Annotated in this window: 21 protein-coding genes and 2 tRNA genes; 2 read left to right on the top strand and 21 right to left on the bottom strand. The window is 65.4% G+C overall.

The window, feature by feature from the left end; all coding sequences use genetic code 11:
* Nucleotides 1-201 precede the first annotated feature (201 nt).
* The 3 genes from D9V29_RS07805 to D9V29_RS07795 form a co-directional block, all read right to left on the bottom strand.
* Nucleotides 202-275: transfer RNA gene (locus tag D9V29_RS07805), tRNA-Ile, on the bottom strand.
* A gap of 9 nt (nucleotides 276-284) precedes the next feature.
* Nucleotides 285-1,547, bottom strand: coding sequence for a glycosyltransferase (locus tag D9V29_RS07800; RefSeq protein ID WP_229790341.1), 1,263 nt, complete (start codon nucleotides 1,545-1,547; stop codon nucleotides 285-287).
* Nucleotides 1,548-1,810: 263 nt separating this feature from the next.
* A complete protein-coding gene (locus tag D9V29_RS07795; protein WP_121672766.1) occupies nucleotides 1,811-2,752 on the bottom strand; it encodes a DMT family transporter in 942 nt (313 codons plus the stop codon).
* Nucleotides 2,753-2,797: 45 nt separating this feature from the next.
* Here D9V29_RS07795 and def point away from each other — a divergent pair, with 45 nt between their 5' ends.
* Nucleotides 2,798-3,364 carry a peptide deformylase gene (gene def / locus D9V29_RS07790; RefSeq protein WP_121672765.1) on the top strand — a complete coding sequence of 189 codons (567 nt, stop codon included), beginning with the start codon at nucleotides 2,798-2,800 and terminating at the stop codon, nucleotides 3,362-3,364.
* A gap of 74 nt (nucleotides 3,365-3,438) precedes the next feature.
* Here the strand turns inward: def and D9V29_RS07785 are convergent.
* The 5 genes from D9V29_RS07785 to dusB form a co-directional block, all read right to left on the bottom strand.
* Nucleotides 3,439-3,511: transfer RNA gene (locus D9V29_RS07785), tRNA-Asn, on the bottom strand.
* Between the two features lie 63 nt (nucleotides 3,512-3,574).
* Nucleotides 3,575-4,411 (bottom strand): ATP-binding cassette domain-containing protein, encoded by an 837-nt coding sequence (locus D9V29_RS07780; protein ID WP_121672764.1) that lies wholly within the window; start codon nucleotides 4,409-4,411, stop codon nucleotides 3,575-3,577.
* A gap of 48 nt (nucleotides 4,412-4,459) precedes the next feature.
* Nucleotides 4,460-6,313, bottom strand: a complete 1,854-nt coding sequence (dnaG, locus tag D9V29_RS07775) for a DNA primase (protein WP_121672763.1) — start codon at nucleotides 6,311-6,313, stop codon at nucleotides 4,460-4,462.
* 57 nt (nucleotides 6,314-6,370) lie between these two features.
* Entirely contained in the window at nucleotides 6,371-7,624 is a 1,254-nt protein-coding gene (locus D9V29_RS07770) for a deoxyguanosinetriphosphate triphosphohydrolase (RefSeq protein WP_121672762.1), read from the bottom strand.
* Nucleotides 7,614-8,774: a tRNA dihydrouridine synthase DusB gene (dusB, locus tag D9V29_RS07765; protein WP_121672761.1), complete on the bottom strand. Its 1,161-nt coding sequence runs from the start codon at nucleotides 8,772-8,774 to the stop codon at nucleotides 7,614-7,616. Before dusB ends, D9V29_RS07770 begins: the two co-directional genes overlap by 11 nt.
* Nucleotides 8,775-8,807: 33 nt before the next feature.
* Here dusB and D9V29_RS07760 point away from each other — a divergent pair, with 33 nt between their 5' ends.
* Nucleotides 8,808-9,293, top strand: a complete 486-nt coding sequence (locus D9V29_RS07760; RefSeq protein ID WP_183084951.1) for an aminoacyl-tRNA deacylase — start codon at nucleotides 8,808-8,810, stop codon at nucleotides 9,291-9,293.
* Here the strand turns inward: D9V29_RS07760 and D9V29_RS15115 are convergent.
* From D9V29_RS15115 to D9V29_RS07700, 13 genes are all read right to left on the bottom strand, one after another.
* Nucleotides 9,277-9,408, bottom strand: a complete 132-nt coding sequence (locus D9V29_RS15115; protein WP_259462889.1) for a hypothetical protein — start codon at nucleotides 9,406-9,408, stop codon at nucleotides 9,277-9,279. The two genes, D9V29_RS07760 and D9V29_RS15115, sit on opposite strands and share 17 nt — an antisense overlap.
* On the bottom strand, nucleotides 9,405-10,082 hold the full coding sequence (locus tag D9V29_RS07755; RefSeq protein WP_121672760.1) for a DsbA family oxidoreductase: 678 nt from the start codon (nucleotides 10,080-10,082) through the stop codon (nucleotides 9,405-9,407). Before D9V29_RS07755 ends, D9V29_RS15115 begins: the two co-directional genes overlap by 4 nt.
* 386 nt (nucleotides 10,083-10,468) lie before the next feature.
* Nucleotides 10,469-11,275, bottom strand: coding sequence for an isoprenyl transferase (locus D9V29_RS07750; protein WP_121672759.1), 807 nt, complete (start codon nucleotides 11,273-11,275; stop codon nucleotides 10,469-10,471).
* On the bottom strand, nucleotides 11,272-12,009 hold the full coding sequence (gene recO / locus D9V29_RS07745; RefSeq protein WP_121672758.1) for a DNA repair protein RecO: 738 nt from the start codon (nucleotides 12,007-12,009) through the stop codon (nucleotides 11,272-11,274). The genes D9V29_RS07750 and recO overlap by 4 nt, the downstream gene beginning before the upstream one ends.
* 44 nt (nucleotides 12,010-12,053) lie before the next feature.
* Nucleotides 12,054-13,814, bottom strand: a complete 1,761-nt coding sequence (gene leuA, locus D9V29_RS07740; protein WP_121672757.1) for a 2-isopropylmalate synthase — start codon at nucleotides 13,812-13,814, stop codon at nucleotides 12,054-12,056.
* Nucleotides 13,815-14,016: 202 nt separating this feature from the next.
* On the bottom strand, nucleotides 14,017-15,408 hold the full coding sequence (locus D9V29_RS07735) for an ABC transporter permease (protein WP_121672756.1): 1,392 nt from the start codon (nucleotides 15,406-15,408) through the stop codon (nucleotides 14,017-14,019).
* Nucleotides 15,405-16,166 (bottom strand): ABC transporter ATP-binding protein, encoded by a 762-nt coding sequence (locus D9V29_RS07730; RefSeq protein WP_121672755.1) that lies wholly within the window; start codon nucleotides 16,164-16,166, stop codon nucleotides 15,405-15,407. The genes D9V29_RS07735 and D9V29_RS07730 overlap by 4 nt, the downstream gene beginning before the upstream one ends.
* A gap of 58 nt (nucleotides 16,167-16,224) precedes the next feature.
* Nucleotides 16,225-16,914, bottom strand: coding sequence for a response regulator (locus tag D9V29_RS07725; protein ID WP_121672754.1), 690 nt, complete (start codon nucleotides 16,912-16,914; stop codon nucleotides 16,225-16,227).
* Entirely contained in the window at nucleotides 16,911-18,113 is a 1,203-nt protein-coding gene (locus D9V29_RS07720) for a sensor histidine kinase (protein WP_121672753.1), read from the bottom strand. Before D9V29_RS07720 ends, D9V29_RS07725 begins: the two co-directional genes overlap by 4 nt.
* Before the next feature lie 79 nt (nucleotides 18,114-18,192).
* The gene (era, locus tag D9V29_RS07715) at nucleotides 18,193-19,206 is read right to left on the bottom strand and encodes a GTPase Era (protein ID WP_121672752.1); all 1,014 of its coding nucleotides are present in this window, start codon (nucleotides 19,204-19,206) and stop codon (nucleotides 18,193-18,195) included.
* A 2-nt stretch (nucleotides 19,207-19,208) separates the two neighbouring features.
* The gene (locus D9V29_RS07710; RefSeq protein ID WP_121672751.1) at nucleotides 19,209-20,513 is read right to left on the bottom strand and encodes a hemolysin family protein; all 1,305 of its coding nucleotides are present in this window, start codon (nucleotides 20,511-20,513) and stop codon (nucleotides 19,209-19,211) included.
* Complete coding sequence (gene ybeY, locus D9V29_RS07705; protein WP_121672750.1) at nucleotides 20,513-20,977, bottom strand: rRNA maturation RNase YbeY; 465 nt, start codon at nucleotides 20,975-20,977, stop codon at nucleotides 20,513-20,515. The genes D9V29_RS07710 and ybeY overlap by 1 nt, the downstream gene beginning before the upstream one ends.
* On the bottom strand, nucleotides 20,974-21,990 hold the full coding sequence (locus D9V29_RS07700) for a PhoH family protein (protein WP_229790371.1): 1,017 nt from the start codon (nucleotides 21,988-21,990) through the stop codon (nucleotides 20,974-20,976). The genes ybeY and D9V29_RS07700 overlap by 4 nt, the downstream gene beginning before the upstream one ends.
* Between the last annotated feature and the right edge of the window lie 39 nt (nucleotides 21,991-22,029).

Below are 22,029 nucleotides of genomic sequence, written 5' to 3'. Positions count from 1 at the left end.
CAACGAACGGAACGCGTTCCAGAACTCATGCCCGCCCGCGCCGGAGATGGCCAGCACGTGAGTGGGGTTCACGCTCGCCAACTATGTACACACGGTCGGAGAGAAGAATAGATACTTCGTGGATCGGATAGAAGCCACCATAGGGGGCAGAATAGGGGGCAGCGGGCTTCTGGCGTAGTCCTGCTTCCCAGTGTTTATATGTAGGGCGGACGGGACTTGAACCCGTGACCGACGGATTATGAGTCCGCTGCTCTAACCAGCTGAGCTACCGCCCCCGGTGGTGTCTAGTCGTCGGACACCTGAATGGGAATCGATTCGGTGACGGGGTCGGTCACCGATTCCCCACGATACATGCTCTCAAACGTCGAGAGTGTGCGCTGGATATCGTGCGCTTTGATCATGCGCAGAGACTCTTTTTTCATCGCCGTGATCTTCTCCGGCGAAGCGGTGAGCACGTCGGTGAGCCGCGCCGCGAGTTCCTCGACATTGCCCGGCTCGAAAAGGTACCCGTTCTCGTCGTCGTGCACGAGGTGTGGGAGCGCCATCGCGTTCGCTGCCACGACAGGAAGAGCGGATGCCATCGCCTCCATGGTCACGATGCTCTGCAACTCCGCGATCGACGGCATTGCGAGCACGGTCGCGCGAGTGTACGCGGCACGCAGGTCCTCGTCGCTGACATAGCCGGTGAAAATCACCCGTTCCCCGAGCCCGAGCTCGGCGGCGAGGTTCTCGAGGTTGCGCTTCTGGTCGCCTCCCCCGACGATCTCGAGTTTCGCGTCAAGTGCCGGGTCGAGCGTCGCAAAAGCCTTGATGAGCACGTCGATCTGCTTCTCACCGGTGACCCGCCCGACGAAGATGATCCGGTTTTCGGTACGCGGCTCGAAACTCGGCGTGTACATGTGGGCGTCAATGCCGCACGAAATCGCGTGCACGCCGGTGAGACCTGTGTACTTCTCGAGGAAGTCGGCTGCACGACGCGTCGGCGTGGTGACCGCTTCAGCGAGGCTGAGGTTGCCGCGGGCGAGCTTCCAGGCCCATCGAACGAGCCTTTCCCGGAAGCGGTCAGGCATGAGCGTGAACTCGAGGGCGTTCTCCGGCATGAGGTGGTTGGTGGCGATGATCCGGATGCCACGCTTGGCGGCTTCGTTCGAGAGCCCGCGGCCGACATTGAGGTACGACTGCGAGTGGATCACATCCGGCTTCACCGCGTCGATGATGCGGGCGGAGTTCCGGTTGATGGTCCACGGCAACGCGAAACGCAGCCAGTCGTGTGGATACCAGCGCCAGCTCCTCAGCCGGTGCACCGTCATCTGCTGACCCTCGTGGGTCTCCGTCCAGGTGCCGCGTTTGCGCGAAGGAGCTGGGGCGACGACGTGGACCTCGTGGCCCCGACCGACCATGCCCGCTGCGAGCCGTTCGGCAAATCGCGCCGCGCCATTCACATCCGGCGAGAAGGTGTCAGCGCCGATGATGATCCGCAAAGGGCGTTTTCCGTCGGATGCGGAACTGGTCGAACCGTTGTCGGTCGGATTCAGTGCGTCAGGCAAGATGGGGGTTTTCCTCCGTCATCGGCCGGTACTCGAGCTACCAGCCACATCCCTCGGCGTTTGGCCTCCCGGGATCGGTCGGTTTATTCTAACCGGCCCCCACCTTCCCTCGCGGGAACCCGGCACGCGTGCCGCAGCAGTTGAGACAGCCTTCCGCTGACCGCTGTCGGAAGCGGTTGTCGATTTCACGCGGTCGACTTCGTCATCTCTGTAGCGGCCGCAAACGGCGGCCACTAAACCTGATGACTGACCCGTGGGACCGGTCAGCCCGATGCTTGCGCGTGGTTCTGGGCCTGCGGGTGGTGCCTCGCGAGCTGGAAGACACCCCAGACGGCGATCGCCCCGGCGACGACGAAACCGATCATCGCCCAGAGCGGGGCGTTGCTGGCCTCGTCGAGCACGACGATGCCGATCGCGACGGCGACCATCGGGTCGACGACCGTGAGGCCCGCGATGACGAGGTCCGGCGGCCCCGACGAATACGCCGTCTGCACGAAGTACGCTCCGATACCGGTGGCCGCGAGCAGGGCAACGACGCACAGCACGGTGAGCCAGTCGAAGTTCTGGTTGACGATCCGGTTGATCACAACCTTCGCCAGGGTGGCGACAAATCCATAGATGATGCCGGCGGCGAGGATGTAGAAGAGCGCGCGTGACCGCTTGCGGAAGAACACGAAACCCAGCGCGAACAGCACGAGCACGATCGCAAGCATGATGAGGACGGTGATCAGGTCGGCTCGGGTGACCGGCTTCTCCCCTGCCACCAGGGCGGCGACGGTCACGAACAGCGCCACACCGCCCACACACGCCGAAATGGCGATGACGGATGCCCGGTTGAGGTCGACCTTGTTGATCCTGGCATTGAGTATGGCGGTGATCACAAGCGCGATGGCGCCGAGCGGCTGCACGATGATCAGCGGTGACCACACGAGGGCTGTGAGCTGGAAAGCGATCGCGAACCCGAGCATGAGAGTGCCGAGAACCCACGACGGGCGCGCAAGGAGCTGCTTCAGCTGGCCCACGTTGAGGCCCGTCCGTGCGTCGACGCCGCTGTTGGCCTCGACCTTGGTGACTCCACGATGCTGGAACTGCGCGCCCAGTGACAAGAACACGGCACCGACGATCGCCAGCGGGATGCCGATCAGCTGGGTGGGGTTGCGAACGAACTCAGCCGTCAGGTCGGTAAAGTCGTTGCTCGCAAACATCACGAAGCGAGCCTACAACGGGCGTGTCTTGGTTAGGCTCAACGAATGTCTATTCTTCCCATTCGCATCTCCGGCGACCCGGTTCTCCACTCCCCTGCAGAGCCGGTGACGGTGTTCGATGACTCGCTTCGCCAGCTGGTGTCGGACATGTTCGAAACGATGGATGCCGCTCCCGGCGTCGGCCTCGCGGCACCGCAGGTCGGCGTCCCGCTCCGGATCTTCGTTTACGGATACGACACGGACGAGCATGGGCCCTGGCGCGGTGTCGTCATCAATCCGGAGCTGTGGATCACTCCCCCGCCCGCCGGCGACCCCGACGAAGAACTCGAGTCGGAAGGCTGCCTCTCGTTCCCCGGCGAGCGATTCCCGTTGCGGCGAGCCGACGAAGCGATCATCACCGGCGTCGATCTGGAGCAGAACCCCGTCGAGTTGCGAGTCGACGGCTGGCGGGCACGTATTCTCCAGCACGAATACGACCACCTTGACGGCTACCTCTACGTCGACCGTCTGGCTCGGCACGAACGCAAGCTCGTCCACAAGATCACGAAGAAGATGGGCTGGGGCGTTCCCGGGGTGAGTTGGATGCCCGGCGTCGACCACCTCGACGACTGAGCCGCTCGGCCGGGGCGAGCGGCTCAGAGGGAAAAGAAAAGACCACAGGGGTGGAGCCCTTGTGGTCTTCTCAGCTCCTCGACTTGGACTCGAACCAAGAACCTACCGGTTAACAGCCGATTGCTCTGCCAATTGAGCTATCGAGGATTATGTCGTGCGTGATTACTTTACCAAAGGATCGGCAGAGTCCAAATCGACAGGCCCTCCGGGTCAGCCGCCGTCGGCAGTGACACGGTTTTCCGCGTCGGCGAGACCGCTGAGGAACGGATGCTGCCCGCCGGCGAGCAACTCGTCGATCGGTCCGAGCCCGACGACACGACCAGATTCGAGCGCTGCGACCCGGCATGTAGTCCGGCGCAGCAGTGAGAGGTCGTGACTGACGAGGACCGCTGAAAAACTGCCCTCCTCGCGAAGCCGGCCGATGAGATCGTTGATCGCTCCACGCACCGTGACGTCGATCCCGGCGGTCGGTTCGTCGGCGATCCACAATTCAGGGCCGAGGACGAGCGACTTCGCGATGGCGACCCGCTGGCGCTGGCCACTCGACAGCTCGAACGGGAATTTGTCGAGCACCGCGAGCGGCAACTGGACGGCGTCGAGCATCGTTGCGACCCGCAGACCGATCGCCTTGCGGTTGTAGTGTCTGTCCCGCTGCAGGATCGGCTCGGCGATGATCTCGGAAACGGTGCGCTCGGGGGTGAGCCGCGACGCGGCATCCTGGGGCAGGTGCGCGACCTTGAAGGTGACTCGGTCGAGTTCCCGGCGACGGATGCCTCGCAGCCGCGAGCCCAGGACCGTCGCCTCTCCCCCGACGATGACCGGGGCCGGATCGGTGCCCTTGGGTGTCACAAGGTCCCCGGCGAGGACCCGGGCGAGCGTGGACTTCCCCGCGCCGGTTTCGCCGATGATCCCGATGATCTCGTCGACTCCGACACGAAGGCTGACGCCGTCAAGTGCTCGGTGGGGCGCGCTGGGGCGGCGAGCTGGGTATTCGACGGCGAGGTCGTCGGCCAGCACCGCCGCTTCCGGTGTTGCCGATGCAGTCATGGCACCATCCTGCCCCACAGTGGGGGTGCCGCTACAGTCCCGCGCCGATCAGCGCTCGCGGAGCCTGCGGCGTTCCGCCTCGAGAGCCATGATGTCGGCCTGGATCGCACGGTAGCTCTCGCGCTCCCTGGGGTCTGTGCGCTGGAGCCTGCCGAGCATGTCGTGGGACTGACGCAGCAGGTCCCGGTCGATGAGCGCGATGGTGATTTCGCGCACATACGCGGTCAGGTCCCGCTCTTCCCGCTCCGGGATCGGCGCGACCGCGAGCTGCTGCACGAATCCGACCATCGGCGTGGGCACGGTCTCGATGATCCGCTCGAACCAGTTGGCGGCACCGAAGCTGTCGAGAGTCGCAGCGATCGCATCCCGGACCATCGCGAGGGTCGGGTTCACGAAGCCGGTGAAAACGGCTCGCTGCACGAGATCGAGCCCAGCCATGTCCGGATGCTGCAGGATCGCCATCAGTGCGTCACGTTCGAGGCGCGTCGCCGGGTCCCCTGGGAGGTCTCGCAGCGACGCCGGACGCTCAGCGGGCGCCTCGGGTTCGGTCGCGCCCGCGCCCTTGGTCGATGCACCACGACCAGCACCCCGCCCGGCGCGGCTGATCGCAGCCTGCACCTCGGCGAGGTCCACGCCGAGGTGGCGCGCGAGCACCCTCGTGTAACCGGGGCGGAGCGACGGGTCGCGAATGTCGGCGATGATCGGAGCGGATGCCGTGAGGGCGCCGACGCGGCCCTCCACCGTTTCGAGGTCGTAGGCGGCGAGGGTCTGCCGGATGACGAACTCGAACATCGGCTCCTTCGTCTCGATCAGCCGTCGGACGGCGTCGTCACCGCGGTTGAGCCGGAGGTCGCACGGGTCGAGCCCGTCTGGCGCGACCGCGACATACGTCTGGGCGGAGAAACGCTGCTCTTCGGCGAACGCACGCATCGCGGCCTTCTGGCCGGCGGCATCCGGGTCGAAGGTGAAGATGACCTCGCCCTTGCCGCTGTCGTCGCCCATGACCCTGCGGAGGGTCTTGATGTGGTCGACGCCGAACGACGTACCGCACGTGGCGACGGCGGTCGTGACGCCGGCGAGGTGACACGCCATCACGTCGGTGTATCCCTCGACGACCACCACACGCCCGCTGCGGGAGACGTCGCGCTTGGCGAGGTCGAGCCCGTAAAGCACTTGCGCCTTGTGGTAGACCGGGGTCTCGGGCGTGTTGAGGTATTTCGGGCCTTTGTCGTCGTCGAGGAGTTTGCGCGCCCCGAAGCCGACGGTCTGCCCCGTGACGTCGCGAATCGGCCAGATCAGCCTGCCGCGGAACCGGTCGTAGATGCCACGGTCGCCCTGCGAGACGAGCCCGGATGCGGTGATCTCCTCGACCGAGAATCCCTTGCCACGGAGGAACTTGGTGAGCGAATCCCAACTCTTCGGGGCGAAACCCACGCCGAAGCGTTCAGCGGCGACATGGTCGAATCCGCGTTCGCCGAGGAACCGGCGGCCCGGGTCTGCGCCGGGCGATGCGAGCTGCTCGCGGAAGTACCCTTCGGCTGCAGCGTTTGCAGCGAGGAGGCGGGCCCGATTGCCGTGGTCGGGGGCACCCTCGCCGTCTTCGTAGGTGAGGGAGAAGCCGGCGCGTGCGGCGAGCCGCTCGACGGCATCCGTGAAGGTGACGTGGTCCATCTTCTGCAGGAACGAGATGACGTCGCCGGATTCGCCGCACCCGAAGCAGTGGTAGAAACCGAGCTGGGGCCGCACGTGGAAGCTGGGGCTGCGCTCGTCATGAAACGGGCAGAGACCCTTGAGAGAGCCGACGCCTGCTGACTTGAGGCTGACGAAATCGCCGACGATGTCGGCGATGTTCGTGCGTGACTTGACCTCGTCTATGTCGCTTGAGCGAATGCGGCCGGCCATCGTCCCATCCTATCGAGGATCACCGGGGCGAAGGCCCTCCCCACAGGGAGGGAGGCCTTAGGCGGGGAGCGCGAGCCGTTCGTGCCAGGCCATCGCCGACTGGTCGGTGAGGCTCGCGACCTGGTCGACGATCACACGCTTTCTCGCGCCGTCGTCTGCCGCGTCGTTCCAGTCATCGGCGAAACCTCGGTCGAGGGAATCGGGTCCGGCCGCATAGAGCCCTTCAGCCAGATCCGTGAGGATGTCACGCTGCTGCCGGTAGATCGGCTGGCGGGCGTCGCTCGCCATGACGAACGCTGCGACAACGCCCTTGAGCACGGCGATCTCGGCCTGCACCTCGTGGGGCACGATGACGCTCGCACCGAACCGGATGAGGCTCGACTGTGGATACGCCTCGCGGGTCGCCTGCGTCGCCGACTGGGAGAAGTGCCCGATCATCTGGCTCGTGAAGTTCTTGAGCTTCGCGAGGTCGCGACGGGAGGCATCCCAGCTCGTCATCCACACGTCGTAGCCGGCGAGCCGGTCGAAGGCAGCGCTCATGTCGTCGACGGTGAAGCCGTCGCCCGCCCATGCCTGCACCGCGCGGATGAGCGAGTCGTGGCCGGCACGGGCGCTGAGGAAGGCCGGGTCGATGTATTCGTTGACGATCGCGTCTTCGAAGTCGTGCACCGAGTAGGCGATGTCGTCGGAGAGGTCCATGACCTCGGCTTCGATGCAGCGCTGGCGGGCGGGAGCGCCCTGGCGGAGCCAGACGAACGCGTCGCCGTCGTCGTCGAAGAAGCCGAACTTAGCGCGTCCGCCGGGGTCGGTCACTGCTTGTGCTGCCGGCCACGGGTACTTGCAGCTCGCGTCGAGGCTCGCCCGAGTGAGGTTCAATCCGTAGGAGCGACCGTCCGCGCCGAACACCTTGGGTTCGAGTTTGGTGAGGATCCGCAGGGTCTGAGCGTTGCCCTCGAAGCCGCCGATGTCTTCAGCCCAGGTGTTGAGGGCGCGCTCGCCGTTGTGACCGAACGGAGGATGCCCCAGGTCATGGGCGAGGCAGGCCGTGTCGACGATGTCGGGTTCGAGGCCGAGGCTCGTCGCGAGCTCACGACCGACCTGCGCGACCTCGAGTGAGTGGGTCAGCCTGTTACGGGCGAAGTCGAGTCCCGCCGCCGGGCTGAGCACCTGGGTTTTGGCGGCAAGGCGGCGGAGAGCACTCGAGTGCAGCAGCCGTGCGCGGTCACGGGCGAAGTCGGTGCGGCGCGAGGAGTGGTGTTCGGGCAGAGCGCGCTCGTTGTCGTGCTCGCTGTACTGCCCGCTATCCACCACTGGTGTCCGCCTCCGTCTCGGTGAGGGTGCCGCGCTCAGTCACGCCGATCGTGCGTGAGTTGAGCCAGCCATCGGGAAGAACGGTGCGTTTTGGCGAGCCGGCACGGCCTCGCTGGCCTTCGGCGTCTGCACCCGGGTACGGCAGCGACCAGTCGAGGGTGGCGAGGAGTTCGTCGAGCTGATCGAGTGACTCCACCGTTGCCAGGCGCGCGCGGAGGTCGCCGCCGACCGGGTACCCCTTGAAGTACCAGGCGACATGCTTGCGGATGTCACGGCATCCGCGCTCTTCGCTCTCGAAGAATTCGGCGAGGAGTTCCGCGTGGCGGCGGAACGTGGTCGCGACCTGTCCCAGCGACGGGGTGAACCGCTGGTCCGATCCGGTGAAGGCAGCGGCGAGGTCTCCAAACAACCACGGCCTGCCGAGGCAGCCGCGACCGACGACGACCCCGTCGCATCCCGTTTCGGCCATCATGCGGAGGGCGTCTTCGCCGGACCAGATGTCTCCGTTGCCGAGGATGGGAACCGTGGTGACGGCCTCTTTGAGCCTGGTGATCGCGGACCAGTCGGCGTTGCCGGAGTAGAACTCGGATGCGGTGCGGGCATGTAGGGCGATGCTCGCGACGCCTGCACCTTCGGCTGCCTTGCCCGCTTCGAGGTAGGTGAGGTGATCGGAGTCGATGCCCTTGCGCATCTTGACCGTGAGCGGGATGTCGCCGGCGGCCTTCACCGCGCCCTCGACGATGTCGCGGAACAGGTCCTGCTTCCACGGCAGCGCGCTTCCGCCGCCCTTACGCGTGACCTTGGGGACCGGGCACCCGAAGTTGAGGTCGATATGGTCCGCGCGATCCTCGGCGACGAGGATCGTCACGGCCTCGGAGACCGTCTTCGGGTCGACCCCGTAGAGCTGGATGCTCCTGGTCGTCTCGGACTCGTGGTGGGTGATCAGGCGCATCGTCTCTTTGTTGCGCTCGACGAGCGCACGGGAGGTGATCATTTCGCTGACGTACAGCCCGACGCCGAATTCTCGGCAGAGTCGGCGGAAGGCGGTGTTGGTGATCCCGGCCATGGGCGCGAGAACGACCGGCACGTCGAGCTCGAGGGAGCCGATCGTCAGTGCCGGGGCGTGGCTTATCGTGGGGATGGCAGACATGTCCTTCAATTCTCCCAGAAAGCTGGCGAAACCATGACCGAACAGCGAATCGGCGGTGGACTGGAGCGGATGATGGCCGACGCCGCTGCTCGCAGCCTCGACGTGTCGGTCCTTCCCCGGCCAGAAGCGTCGAGCCTCGAGGATGCCGCCAGGCTGCTCGGCATCGAACCGGAAGAGATCGTCAAGACGCTCGTCGTCAAACGGCACGACGGCGACTTCCTGTTCGCACTCGTGCCCGGCGGCCGCAAGATCTCATGGCCCAAGCTGCGCGCCCTCGTCGGCGTGAACAAGCTGTCCATGCCGTCGGCGGATGTCGCGTTCGAGGCGACCGGATACGGCCGCGGCACGATCACGCCACTCGGAAGCAGCACGGCCTGGCCCGTCTGGGTGGACGAGTCCGCGGTGGGTCGCCGGGTCGCACTCGGCGCGGGTGAACAGGGCCACAGTGCGTTCGTCGACATCGACGCGCTCGTCGATGCCTTCGGTGCAACCGTGGCCGACATCACCGATCCGGAGTAGACGCCTTCTCGGTCGCCGGGACCTCGGCCTGCGCCGGAAGCACACAGGTGTCGCCTTCGCAACTGACGGCATCCGTCGCGCCGAGGAGGGTCAGCGTGGGGCGCTCGCTGCTCATGCGTGTGCCGCTTCGCGTTCGGTCCATACCTGGTCGAGGACCTGGGCGAAGGTCTCCGCTTCCTGCGCGCCCGAGACGCCGTACTTGCCGTCGATGACGAAGAACGGAACGCCCTGGATGCCGTACGCCTGACCAAGGGCCTGGTCGGCACGAACAGCGTCGAGGTGCTCGTCGGCACTCAGCGAACGGATGACGTCGTCCCGGTCGAGGCCGATCTCTGCGGCGAGGTCGGCGACGTCTTCGATCCGGCCGACGTGCCTGCCCTCGGTGAAGTACGCCTTGAGGAGGCGTTCCTTGGCTTCGACCTGCTTGCCGTGCGTCTTCGCGTAATGCAGGAGCTGGTGTGCCTTGACCGTGTTGGTGTGCTTGAGGGTGTCGAAGTTGTAGTCGAGGCCTGTCGCCCTGGCGATGCCCGCGACGTTGTCGAGCATTCCCTTGACCTGATCGGCCGGCATTCCCTTGTGCGTGGAGAGGAAGTCGATCTCGCTGCCATCGAAGTCGACCGGGGTATCGGGCGCCAGCTCATAGCTGTGGTACTCGATCGTCACGTCCGGCGCGTCCGCGCCGGCTTTTTCGGCGAACGCGGCGGCGCCGGTTTCGAATTTACGCTTGCCGATGTAGCACCACGGGCAGGCGATGTCGGACCAGATGTCGATTTTGATGGATTCACTCACTCTCGGGCCAACCGGGTCGGGCGGCGGGGTATTCCCGAGACGGTATGGATGTGACGGGGTCGCGTTCAGCTGTCACTAATGCACGCTTCAGCGGCGAATACGGTGCGTAAGCGACCACCGAACCGGCGGGCGGGCCCGCGGCATCCGTTCAGTTGTCACGAACGCACCCCGAACCCGCCCGATACGTGCACTGGTGACCACCGAACGTGCGGCCGCAGGCTCATCGGTCCCATATGTCGGGTTCGCGGTCGAAAAACGGGCATACCGGACCGACGAACAGCGGCGGCCCCGGTTCCCGGGAGTTCATCGGTCCCGTATGTCGGGTTTGATCGCGAGAAGCCGACATACGGGACCGACGAACGACGAACGGTGCGTATCCAGGAACGTCAGGCGGTACCGGGCTTGTCGACGGCGCCACCGAACCGCCGATCGCGGTCGATGTAGACGCCGATCGCCTCCCACAGGTCGGTGCGCGAGAAGTCGGGCCACAGCGTGTCGAGGAACACCATCTCGGCGTACGCGCTCTGCCACAGCAGAAAGTTGCTGGTGCGCTGCTCCCCCGAACTGCGGACGAACAGATCCACATCGGGGAGCTCGGGAGTGTAGAGCGCACGCTGGATGGACTTCTCGGTGATCCCGGACGGTTTGAGGGTTCCGGCGGCGACCTGTTCTGCCAGTTGTCTGACGGCATCCGTGATTTCGGTTCGTCCGCCGTAGTTGACGCACATCGTCAGGGTGAGAGTGGAGTTGTTCTCGGTGAGCTTCTCGGCGAACTGCAATTCCTTGATGACGGATGCCCACAGTCGCGGTTTGCGACCGGCCCACCTCACACGCACGCCCCACTCGTTGAGCTGGTCACGCCTGCGGTGCAGCACGTCGCGGTTGAATCCCATCAGGAACCGGACCTCGTCGGGAGAACGCCGCCAGTTCTCGGTGGAGAACGCGTACACCGAGAGGTGTTTGACGCCGATCTGGATGGCCCCGGCCACCACGTCGAGGAGCGCGGCTTCACCGGCACGGTGACCCTCGACCCGCGGAAGACCCTTGCGGTTGGCCCAGCGGCCGTTGCCGTCCATGACGATGGCGACGTGCTCGGGCACCGCTCTCGCCGGCACGATCGGCGGATACACGCCGGTCCAGTCCAGCGGTCGGTATTCGACGGCATCCCGGTGGGTGAAGGGTTTCGGAGTCAACTGTCGGTTCTTTCTCGGGAGACGTGCGCGAGTGATTTCAGTCCACGTTCGAGGTGCCACTGGGTGTAGGCGGCGGCAACGCCGCTGGCGCGGGATCGGGTGTCGTCGTCGGAGGCGTCGGCGACGTCCCAGTCCCCGGTGAGGAGCGAGGAGAGCAGTGCGATCGTGGGCGGATCCAGCCGCGGACTCCCGGGGGGAGCGCACTGGTCACACACCACTCCGCCGAGTTGCACGACCATGTGGCTGTGCGGTCCGGGCGCCTGGCAGCGCGCGCAGTCGAAGAAGCTCGGTGCCCAGCCGGCGAGCGACAGGGCGCGAAGGAGGTAGGAGTCCAGGGTGAGCGAGGAGTCGTGGTCGTGCCGCGAGAGCGCCCGGAGCGCACCGACGAGAAGCAGGTACTGCTGGAGCGAGTTCTCCGACTCCGTGAGCTTGTCCGCCGTCTCGACCATGACCGTCGCCGCCGTGTACGCGCCGTAGTCAGCGGCGATGAGCGCACCGTAGGACGCAAGAGTCTCCGCCTGGTTGATCACGTCGAGCGACCGGCCTTCGTAAAGCTGAAGGTCGGCGACCATGAACGGTTCGAGTCGGGCCCCGAACTTCGACCCGGTCCGCCGAACGCCCTTCGCGACGGCGCGGACCTTGCCGTGCTGACGGGTCAGCAGGGTCACGATCCGGTCGGCTTCACCCAGCTTGTGGGTGCGCAGCACAACGCCTTCATCACGATAAACGGGCACAGTCCAGTATCCAGCAGGATCCTGAACTGTGCCCGACGGCTCGCCTACACGGCTGCGAGTGTGCGGTCCCCTGCCGAGGTACGGATCGCCCGGTTGACCGCGGACACCACGGCCTTGAGGGATGCCGTCGAGATGTCTCCGTCGATGCCGACGCCCCAGAGGCGGCGGTCAGCGACCTGCAACTCGACATAGGCGGCAGCCTGAGCGTCTCCGCTGGCGCCGAGCGTGTGCTCGACGTAGTCGAAGAGGGTGACGTCGATTCCGCGTTCGCGCAGAATCCCGAGGAATGCGGCGATCGGACCGTTTCCAGTGGATGCCGCTTCGCTCACGTCCTCTCCATCGCGGAGGTTCACGGTGAGCTCAACGGATCCGGACAGGCTGCTTGCCGTCCGCGTGCCCTGCAGCTCGAACCGGCCCCATTTGTCTGCTTCACTCACTGACGGCAGGTATTCGTCCTGGAAAATCTGCCAGATGGCGTCGCTCGTGAGCTCGCCACCCTGCTCGTCAGTCTTCGACTGGACGACCCCCGAGAACTCGATCTGCAGCTTGCGCGGCAGGTCCAGGGCGTGGTCGGTCTTGAGGAGGTACGCGACCCCGCCTTTGCCGGACTGCGAGTTGACGCGAATGACGGCCTCGTAGCTGCGCCCGAGATCCTTGGGGTCTACCGGCAGGTACGGAACAGCCCAGACCAGCTCGTCGACGTCGCGGCCCTGAGCGGCGGCATCCGCAGCCATGGCCTCGAACCCCTTCTTGATGGCGTCCTGGTGCGATCCGCTGAAGGCGGTGAAGACGAGGTCCCCGGCCCACGGGCTGCGCTCGTGCACCTTGAGCTGGTTGCAGTACTCCGCGGTGCGCTTGATCTCGTCCACGTCACTGAAGTCGATCTGCGGGTCGATGCCTTGGGTGAAGAGGTTGATGCCGAGCGCGACGAGGTCGACGTTGCCGGTACGCTCACCGTTGCCGAAGAGGCAGCCTTCGATCCGGTCGGCTCCGGCCATGTACCCGAGCTCGGCGGCAGCGATGGCGGTTCCGCGGTCGTTGTGCGGGTGCAGCGACAGGATGACGTTCTCGCGGTGGTTAAGGTGGCGCGACATCCACTCGATCGAGTCGGCGTACACGTTGGGCGTCGCCATTTCGACGGTCGACGGCAGGTTGATGATGACCTTGCGCTCGGGGGTGGGTTCGAGCACGTTCAGCACCTGGTTGCAGACATCGACGGCGTACTCGAGTTCGGTCCCGGTGTAGCTCTCGGGCGAGTACTCGTAGTACACGGTGGTCTCGGGGATGAGGCTTTCCATCTCACGGCAGATCCGTGCGCCGTGCAGGGCGATGTCGATGATGCCCTGCTTGTCGGTACGGAAGACCACGTCACGCTGCAGGACACTCGTCGAGTTGTACAGGTGGACGATGGCCTGCTTGGCTCCGGCGATGGATTCGTAGGTGCGCTTGATCAGGTGGTCGCGAGCCTGGGTCAGAACCTGGATGGTGACGTCATCCGGGATGGCGTTCTCCTCGATCAGACTCCGGACGAAGTCGAAGTCGGCCTGGCTCGCGCTCGGGAACCCGACCTCGATCTCCTTGTAGCCGATCCGAACGAGCATGTCGAACATGATGCGCTTGCGTTCGGGGCTCATCGGGTCGATGAGCGCCTGGTTGCCGTCACGGAGGTCGACGGCGCACCAGCGTGGCGCAGTGGTGATGCGTTTGGTCGGCCAGGTCCGGTCGGGCAGGTCGACGGTGATCTGCTCGTGGTACGGACGGTACTTGTGGATCGGCATCGCCGACGCCGACTGGTTGTTTCTCATGGTTCTATTCTCCTCGCGAATGTGGGAAGCCGACGACAAACCCCGCGACGAGAGGGCTTAGAACGAAGCCTCGCCGCGGCAGCTAAGGAGGAGAGCGCCGAACAACACAGGAACAGGCTAACACGCCGATAGCCCGCTCCCGTGCCGACGGCGTGCACTTTGTGTCGTCGCGGCCGTCTTTTCGTGAGAAGTGCGCGGTTTGCTACTCCACGGCGAGGGCCGCAACGGGCGAGATGCGTGTTGCCCGTCGCGAGGGAGCGATTGACGCGGCCGTCGACAGTGCTGCAGCAGCGACGATCGCTCCGAGCACGACGAGCCACGGCACCGACGGGAGCATGAACCCGCCGCCGAGGATCGAGCCGAGGAGCGATTGAGCGCCCGCCCAGCCGTACAGAATGCCGAGCACGAGCCCGAAGCCGACGGCAGCCACGGTCATCTGGACGCTCTCCGCGAGAATCATCCGGCGGATCTGGGTTCGGGTGAACCCCAGCGCACGGAGGAGTCCGATCTCGCGGGTGCGCTGCAACACGCTGAGCGACAGGTTGTTCACCATGCCGACGGCGGCGATCAGAGCCGAGAACCCGAACAAGACGGCGAAGACTCCGATGGTGACCGCGAGAGTCTCGTCGATGCCCTGATAGTCGGCCGGGTATGCCTCCCGCCCCTTCATGATCATGTCGACGTAGCCCTGAGACGCGACCGCGAACATGGTGACGAGGGTGACTCCGATGACGACACCGATCGTCGCACGGGTACTGCGGGCCGGATTCCTCACGGCGTTCGCGGCCGCGACCTTGGCCGCCGGGCCACTCCCGAGCATCCGACCTGTCGATCGCAGGATCGCCGGGAGAAACAGGGGGGCTCCGAGCACGACACCGGTGAACGAGAGGATGCCGCCCAGCATCGCGACGAGCACGCCGAGCATGTTGACCATTCCGAGTGCGATGCCGCCGGCGAGGAGCAGCACACCGACCCCGATCAGGATGAACGCCCCGGCATTCCGAACCGGGTGCGAGGCGATGTCTTCGCGCGAGGGCTCAACAGCTGCCGCTCCCGCCTGGATCGGTGTCACCTCGAGGATGCGACGCGAGCCGACCCAGGACGCAAGCCAGGTGACAAGCACGACGGCGAGTACCGGCACTGCGAGAATCACCGGGAAGAGGTCGTATCTAGCCGAAGGGATGGCATCCGTCGCCACGCCGATCGACACGCTCACGGGAGTCAGGATGCTCGCGACAGCGAGACCGAGAACAGAGCCGACGACGCCGACGAGGAGCCCGTCGGCCGCAACGGCCCGGCGCAGGCTCGACGCCGACGCACCGACGAGACGATAGAGCGCGATGACGCGGGTGCGGCCGGCGATGACCGTTCCGACGGTGTTCGCTGTGACCACTCCCCCGACGTACACGGCGATCGCAAAGAAGATGACCGAGACAAGGCTCAGCGCGACCTGAACCGATTCCTTCTGGGCGATGTCGTCCCCGGAGATGATCGTTGTCAGAACCGATGTCCCTTGCAGGAGCAGCACCCCGAAGGCCGACGAGAGCATCGTGACGAGGATGGATGCTGTGTAGTCACCCAGGCGCATCCTCATGACGCGCGATCCATCGCGAGCATGTAGCCGCTGATCTGCTCGGGTGTCGACGGGCCGAGCTCGTGCACGACCTTGCCGTCGGCGAGGATGAGCACGCGATCGGCGTAGCTTGCCGCGACGGGGTCGTGGGTCACCATGGCGATGGACTGTCCGAACTTGCTGCACGCCTCCGCGAGGAGGGCGAGGACTTCGCGCCCGGTGCGGGAATCGAGGTTTCCGGTGGGCTCGTCGGCGAACACGAGGTCAGGACGGGTGGCGAGTGCTCGTGCGATCGCGACGCGCTGCTGCTGTCCGCCGCTGAGCTCGTGCGGGCGGTGAGTGAGCCGGTCGGTGATCCGGAGCGTGTCGCAAAGGGTGTTGATCCAGCCTTGCTCGTCCGCGGTGGGCGTCCGGCCGTCGAGTTCGAACGGCAGCAGGATGTTGTCGCGCGCGCTCAGCGTGGGGACGAGGTTGAACGACTGAAAGACGAAGCCGATCCGGCGTCGGCGCAGCCGGGTGAGCGCTGTGTCGTCGAGCGCGGTGATCTGCGTGTCTCCGAGCCAGGCCTCACCCGAGGTCGGTGTGTCGAGGCCGGCCATGATGTGCATGAGCGTCGACTTGCCGGAGCCGGACGGCCCCATGATGGCGGTGAACTGTCCGCGACGGATTCCGATGGAGACGTCGGACAGCGCGACCACGGCGCCCTGCCCGATACCGAAGCTCTTGCTGACGTGGACGACACGAGCGGCGAGGCCGAGGTCTGTTGGAGTGATTTTCATACTCCAACGTTAGGAATTACGGGGGCTCACCCGCGTCGGCTCGGCGAGTGATACCCGGTCATCCTTCCGGATGATTCGCGGTGTTGAGGCCGTATTCGTACGCGAAGATCACGAGCTGGACCCGGTCACGAAGACCGAGTTTGCCGAGCACGCGCGAGATGTGTGTTTTGACCGTCGCTTCACTGAGGAATTCCTGCGCAGCAATCTCGGAGTTGCTCATCCCCCGCGCGGCGAACGAGAAGATGTTGCGTTCCCGGGCGGTGAGGTCGGCGAATTCGGGAGGGAGAGTCGGTCCGGCTGCTGGGGCGCCGAAGTGGGCGAACAACGCGTGCGTCGCCCCTGGCGCGATGACGGCGTTTCCGGAGTGCACCGTGCGAATGGCGGCGAGGAGGAAGTCCGGCTGGGTGTCTTTGAGCAGGAACCCGCTCGCACCCTTGCGCAGCGCCGACGCCGCACCCTCGTCGAGATCGAACGTGGTGAGAACGATGATTTTCGGGGCCCGCTGTCCGGCGGCATCCGCCGAGTCGAGGATCGCAATCGTCGAGGCGATGCCGTCCATGACGGGCATCCGCACATCCATGAGCATGACGTCCGGTTTCGCTGCCTGGGCGAGTTCGAAGCCGGCGCGCCCGTCACCGGCCTCACCGACGAACTCGAGGTCCGGTTGTGAGTCGATGAGCATGCGGATCCCTGCACGGAACAACTGCTGGTCGTCGACGAGTGCGACGCGGATTCTTTCGGCGGTCATCGGGTGCTCCCCTGTTGGATGGCGGCTGGCACCGGGACGAAGGCGGTAACGACGAACCGATCAGCAGGCGTCCGGTCCGCGGTGAGGAATCCGCCGACGAGGGCGGCGCGCTCCCGCATACCGGGCAAGCCGTGCCCGAGGGCATCCTCATGCGATGGGCGCCCGGAGACGGCGTTGTCGATCCGAACGGTGACTCCCCCGTCACGCCAGATCAGGTCCACCTGGACCGGTTCGCTCGTGTCGCCGTGTCGCAGGGCGTTGGTGAGTGCTTCCTGCAGGATCCGGTAGATGGAGATCTGGTGACCGACCGGGAGCGGAGCCTCCTCACGGAGAACGGTGGGACGGACGTCCAGGCCGGCGCCCCGCATCTGCTCGAAGAGAGCGTCGATGTCGGTGAGGAGGGGCTGAGGGCCCTCACCCTGGCGGTGCCGCAGCTCGGCGAGTAGCAGACGCACGTCCCCCAGGGCGCTTCGCGCTGTGTCGGCGATTGTCGCGAGTGTCCCGTCCATCGCTTCGGGGTCGCCCTTGTGGGCGTAGCGCGCCCCATCAGCCTGCGCGATGACCACGGCGAGTGAGTGGGCGACGACGTCGTGCATGTCCCGCGCGATCCGGTTACGCTCCTGCTCGACAACGACGCTCTGCTGTGCAATGCGCTGTTCCTGCTGGGCCTGGAGCCGGCGAACGTTTTCTTCCTTCGCGTTCCTGGACGTGCGCACCAGGAGTCCCGTCACCCAGGACAGGGCGAAGACGAAGATCGCGGCTATCGAGCCGAGGAAGGACGTCAGGACGACAGCGGGAAGCTGGCTGATCGTGGCGAGGTCGATCCCACCGTAGATGAACATCGCCGTCGTATAGGTGGCGGCGATGATGCCACCAACGACGGCCGACGCAAGTCCCGCCCATCGGACCCAGCGCTCGCCGTAGCATCCGGTCGCATACAAGACGGCAAGAATCGCGACGTTCGACGGCACTGCCTGCAGGCCGCCGGTCAGCTGGATAGCGACGGCAAGCCAGGACAGCCCGAGTGCGATGCCCGGTGAGATGCGCCGCACAGCGAGGGCCGCGGTCATTCCCATGACGACGATCACAGGGATGGTTCCGTCGCTGAAAGCCAGTTCGCTTCCACCGATGACGAGCCCGAACAGCGCCGCGACGACGATGTCGACGGTGATCTGGGCGGACGTCAGGGAACGAAGCATGGTTCAACGGTAGTTCGTGCCGCCGGCAGAGAAGACTCCGCGGCGGCACGAACGGCCGAAATCATCCTGGAGATGTATGTCAGAAGCCCAGACGGCCAAGCAGCTTCGGGTCCCGCTGCCAGTCCTTGGCTACCTTGACCCGGATCGACAGGAACACCTGTTTGCCCACGAGCTTCTCGATGGGTACCCGCGCCCGCTGCCCGACGTCGCGCAGGCGGGATCCGCCCTTGCCGATGATGATCGCCTTCTGGCTGTCACGCTCGACGAACACGTTCGCGAAGATCTCGAGAAGGTCCTTGTCCTCGCGCTCGATCATGTCGTCGATCGTCACCGCGAGCGAGTGCGGGAGTTCGTCGTGCACGCCCTCGAGAGCTGCTTCACGAATGTATTCGGCGATCCGGTCTTCCGTGTTCTCGTCGGTCACGGCATCCGCTGGGTAGAGCGGTTCAGCGGATGTCGGCATGAGGGCGATGAGTTCCGTCACGAGGGTGTCGAGCTGGATGCTGTTCGTCGCCGACACGGGGATGATCATGTCCCACGAGCGCAGCTCCTGCACCTCCATCAGCTGTTCAGCGGTCACCGGGCGCGCGGCAGCGTCGATCTTCGTGACGATCGCGACCTTCTTTGCCCGCGGGTACTGATCGAGCTGTTCGTTGATGAACTTGTCGCCCGGGCCGATCTTTTCGTTCGCCGGGATGCAGAGGCCGATGACATCGACGTCGTTGAGGGTCGACTGCACCAGGTCGTTGAGGCGCTGACCAAGGAGGGTCCTGGGGCGGTGGATGCCCGGCGTGTCGACGATGATGAGCTGGCCGGTTTCGTCGTGGACGATTCCCCGGATCGCTTTCCGTGTGGTCTGCGGCTTGGAGCTCGTGATCGCGACCTTCTGACCGACGAGCGCGTTGGTGAGGGTCGACTTGCCGACGTTGGGCCGGCCGACGAAGGAGACAAAACCCGCGCGATAGCCGGTGTCTGGCACGACGTCCCGCTCGGGCTGCTGCGGCTCAGTGTTGTCGTCGGCCTGCGCAGGCGCAGTCTCTTCGCCCTCAGTGGGCTCGGTCGGATTGGCGGTGTTCTGATCGTCATTGTGCATGACTACTCCTCTGTTGTTTCGATCGATTCGAATGATCGTTGGACGTCGCGAAGGGCGGCGGTCGGGGTCACGATCACCGTGCTCACCCGTTTGCGTCTGCCCTCGGTCCGCTCGGCGGTGAGCCGCAGTCCGTCGGTTTCGGCGACCGAACCTGCGATGGGCAGTCGTCCGAGAACCTTGGTCAGCAGGCCACCGACGGTATCGACATCATCGTCGTCCAGTTCCAGGTGGAACAGTTCGCCGAGCTCGTCGACGGGCAGCCGGGCACTGACCCGGTACCTGTCGTCGCCCAGCTTCTCGACATCCGGGGTGTCGGTGTCGTACTCGTCAGAGATGTCCCCGACGAGTTCCTCGAGGAGGTCTTCGAGAGTCACGAGCCCGGCGATCCCGCCGTATTCGTCGACGACCATCGCAAGGTGGTTGGACTCGAGCTGCATCTGCTGCAGCAGCGAGTCGGCTTTCTTCGATTCGGGCACGAAGAGCGCGGGACGCGCCAGCGCGCTGACGCTCACACTGTTGGCTGCGGCATCCCCTTCGTGGATGAGACGAACGACATCCTTGAGATAGAGCACACCGGTGACGTCGTCGACTTCGCCGTCGGTCACGGGAACCCGGGAGACACCGGTGCGGAGGAAGAGGCTCATCGCCTGCTGCACGGTGACCTGCGCGTCGACGGTCACCATGTCTGTCCGCGGGATCATCACCTCGCGAACGACGGTTTCGTTGAATTCGAAGATCGAGTGGATGAGTTCCCGGTCGTCCTCTTCGAGGACCTCCAGTTCGGTGGCCTCATCGACCATGTTGAGAAGCTGCTCCTCCGAGGAGAACGACGCCTCGCGCGCCACCCCTGGCGTTACCCGGTTACCGAACGCGACCAGCGCGTTCGCGAGCGGGCCGAGCAGAAGGCGGACGGCACGGATGATCGGTGCGGCGAGCCGCAGGAGGGCCTCGGAGTGAGTCCGGCCGAAACTGCGCGGGCTGGCGCCGACGAGCACGAACGACACAGCCGTCATGATGAGGGCCGAGAAGAGCAGAACGAGCCAGGGTTCGTCGATCGTGAACGCAAAGGCGAGGGTGACGAGCACCGCTGCCGTCGTCTCTGCGAGAACCCGGATGAAGTTGATGGCGTTGAGATGAGCGCCAGGGTCATCGGCGATCGCCCGCAGGGCCCGTGGCTTGCGGGTGCTGTCGGCGAGTTCGACCATCACCGCGCGGGAGGTCACGCCGATCGCGGCGTCGGCCGCGGCCATCAGACCACCGAAGGCGACGAGGACGAGGGCGACTCCGGTGAACCAGTAAAGGATCATCACCGGGTGGATCGCTCCTGCACGGAGAATCCGAGCAGGATGTCACGCTGAATGCCGAACATCTCCCGTTCCTCGTCCGGTTCGGCGTGGTCGAATCCGAGGAGGTGGAGGATGCCGTGCGTGGTGAGGAGAAGGAGCTCCTGCAGCGTCGAGTGCCCGGCGGTCTCCGCCTGGCCTTCCGCGACCTGGGGGCACAGCACGATGTCGCCGAGGAGTCCTGCCGGCGTCGGTGTGTCCTCGGTTCCCGGGCGCAGTTCGTCCATGGGAAAACTGAGCACGTCGGTGGGACCGGGCTCGTCCATCCACTGCACGTGGAGCTGCTCCATCGCGGCCTCGTCGACGAGGACGATGTTGAGATCTGCTTCCTGGCTCACATGCATGGCACCGAGCGCGAAGTCGGCGAGACGCAGAAGTGCTGCTTCGTCCACGGGGATCGCCGATTCGTTGTTGATCTCGATACTCATGAACTCTTGCCCCTCCTGGGCATCCGTTCGCGGGGCGTTGAGCCCCTGCGCTCGGCACGGTTGGCGAACTCCTGTGCCTGCCCGCGTTCGAAACGCTCGGCCTGCTTGATCTGGTCGTATTCGCTGTAGGCGTCGACGATGCGCGCCACGAGACTGTGCCGCACGACGTCGTCACTCGTCAGCCGGGCGAAGTGGATGTCGTCCACGTCGGCAAGCACGCGCGTCACGAGGCGCAGCCCGGACGAGCCGACCGGCAGGTCGACCTGGGTGATGTCACCGGTGACGACGATCTTCGACCCGAATCCAAGCCGGGTGAGGAACATCTTCATCTGCTCTGGCGTGGTGTTCTGTGCTTCGTCGAGGACGATGAACGAGTTGTTGAGTGTCCGTCCGCGCATGTAGGCGAGAGGGGCGACCTCGACGGTGCCCGCGGCGAGCAGTTTCGGCACGAGCTCAGGATCCATCATCTCGTTGAGCGCGTCGTACAGCGGCCGCAGATACGGGTCGATCTTGTCCGTGAGCGTTCCGGGGAGAAATCCGAGCCGCTCGCCCGCTTCGACAGCGGGACGGGTGAGGATGATGCGCTCGACTTCTTTGCGCTGCAGTGCCTGAACGGCCTTCGCCATCGCGAGGTACGTCTTGCCCGTGCCCGCTGGCCCAATGCCGAACACGATCGTGTTCGCGTCGATCGCGTCGACGTATTGCGACTGGCCGAGCGTCTTCGGGCGGATGCTCTTGCCACGCGAGGTGAGGATCGCCTGCCCGAGAAGGTCGGCCGGCTTGCCGGATCCGTCTTCGAGGATGCGTGCCGACGAGACCACTTCAAGCGGCTCGAGATCCTGGCCTTTCTTCACCATGTCGATGAGTTCGGCGATGAGGGTGTGGGCAGCGCTGACCTGGCCGGGGTCGCCGGTGAGAGTGATGTCATTGCCCCGCACGTGCAGGGAGACCTCGGGATAGCGCGTCTCGATGGTGGAGAGCAGTCGATCCTGGGCGCCGAGCAGACGCACCATTGCAATGCCGTCGACGTGGAGCTTTGCCTCGCCGGATGG

Origin of the sequence: Mycetocola manganoxydans, from assembly GCF_003667545.1 — a bacterium.
Taxonomy (GTDB): domain Bacteria; phylum Actinomycetota; class Actinomycetes; order Actinomycetales; family Microbacteriaceae; genus Mycetocola_A; species Mycetocola_A manganoxydans.
This window is presented reverse-complemented; position numbering and strand designations above follow the sequence as displayed.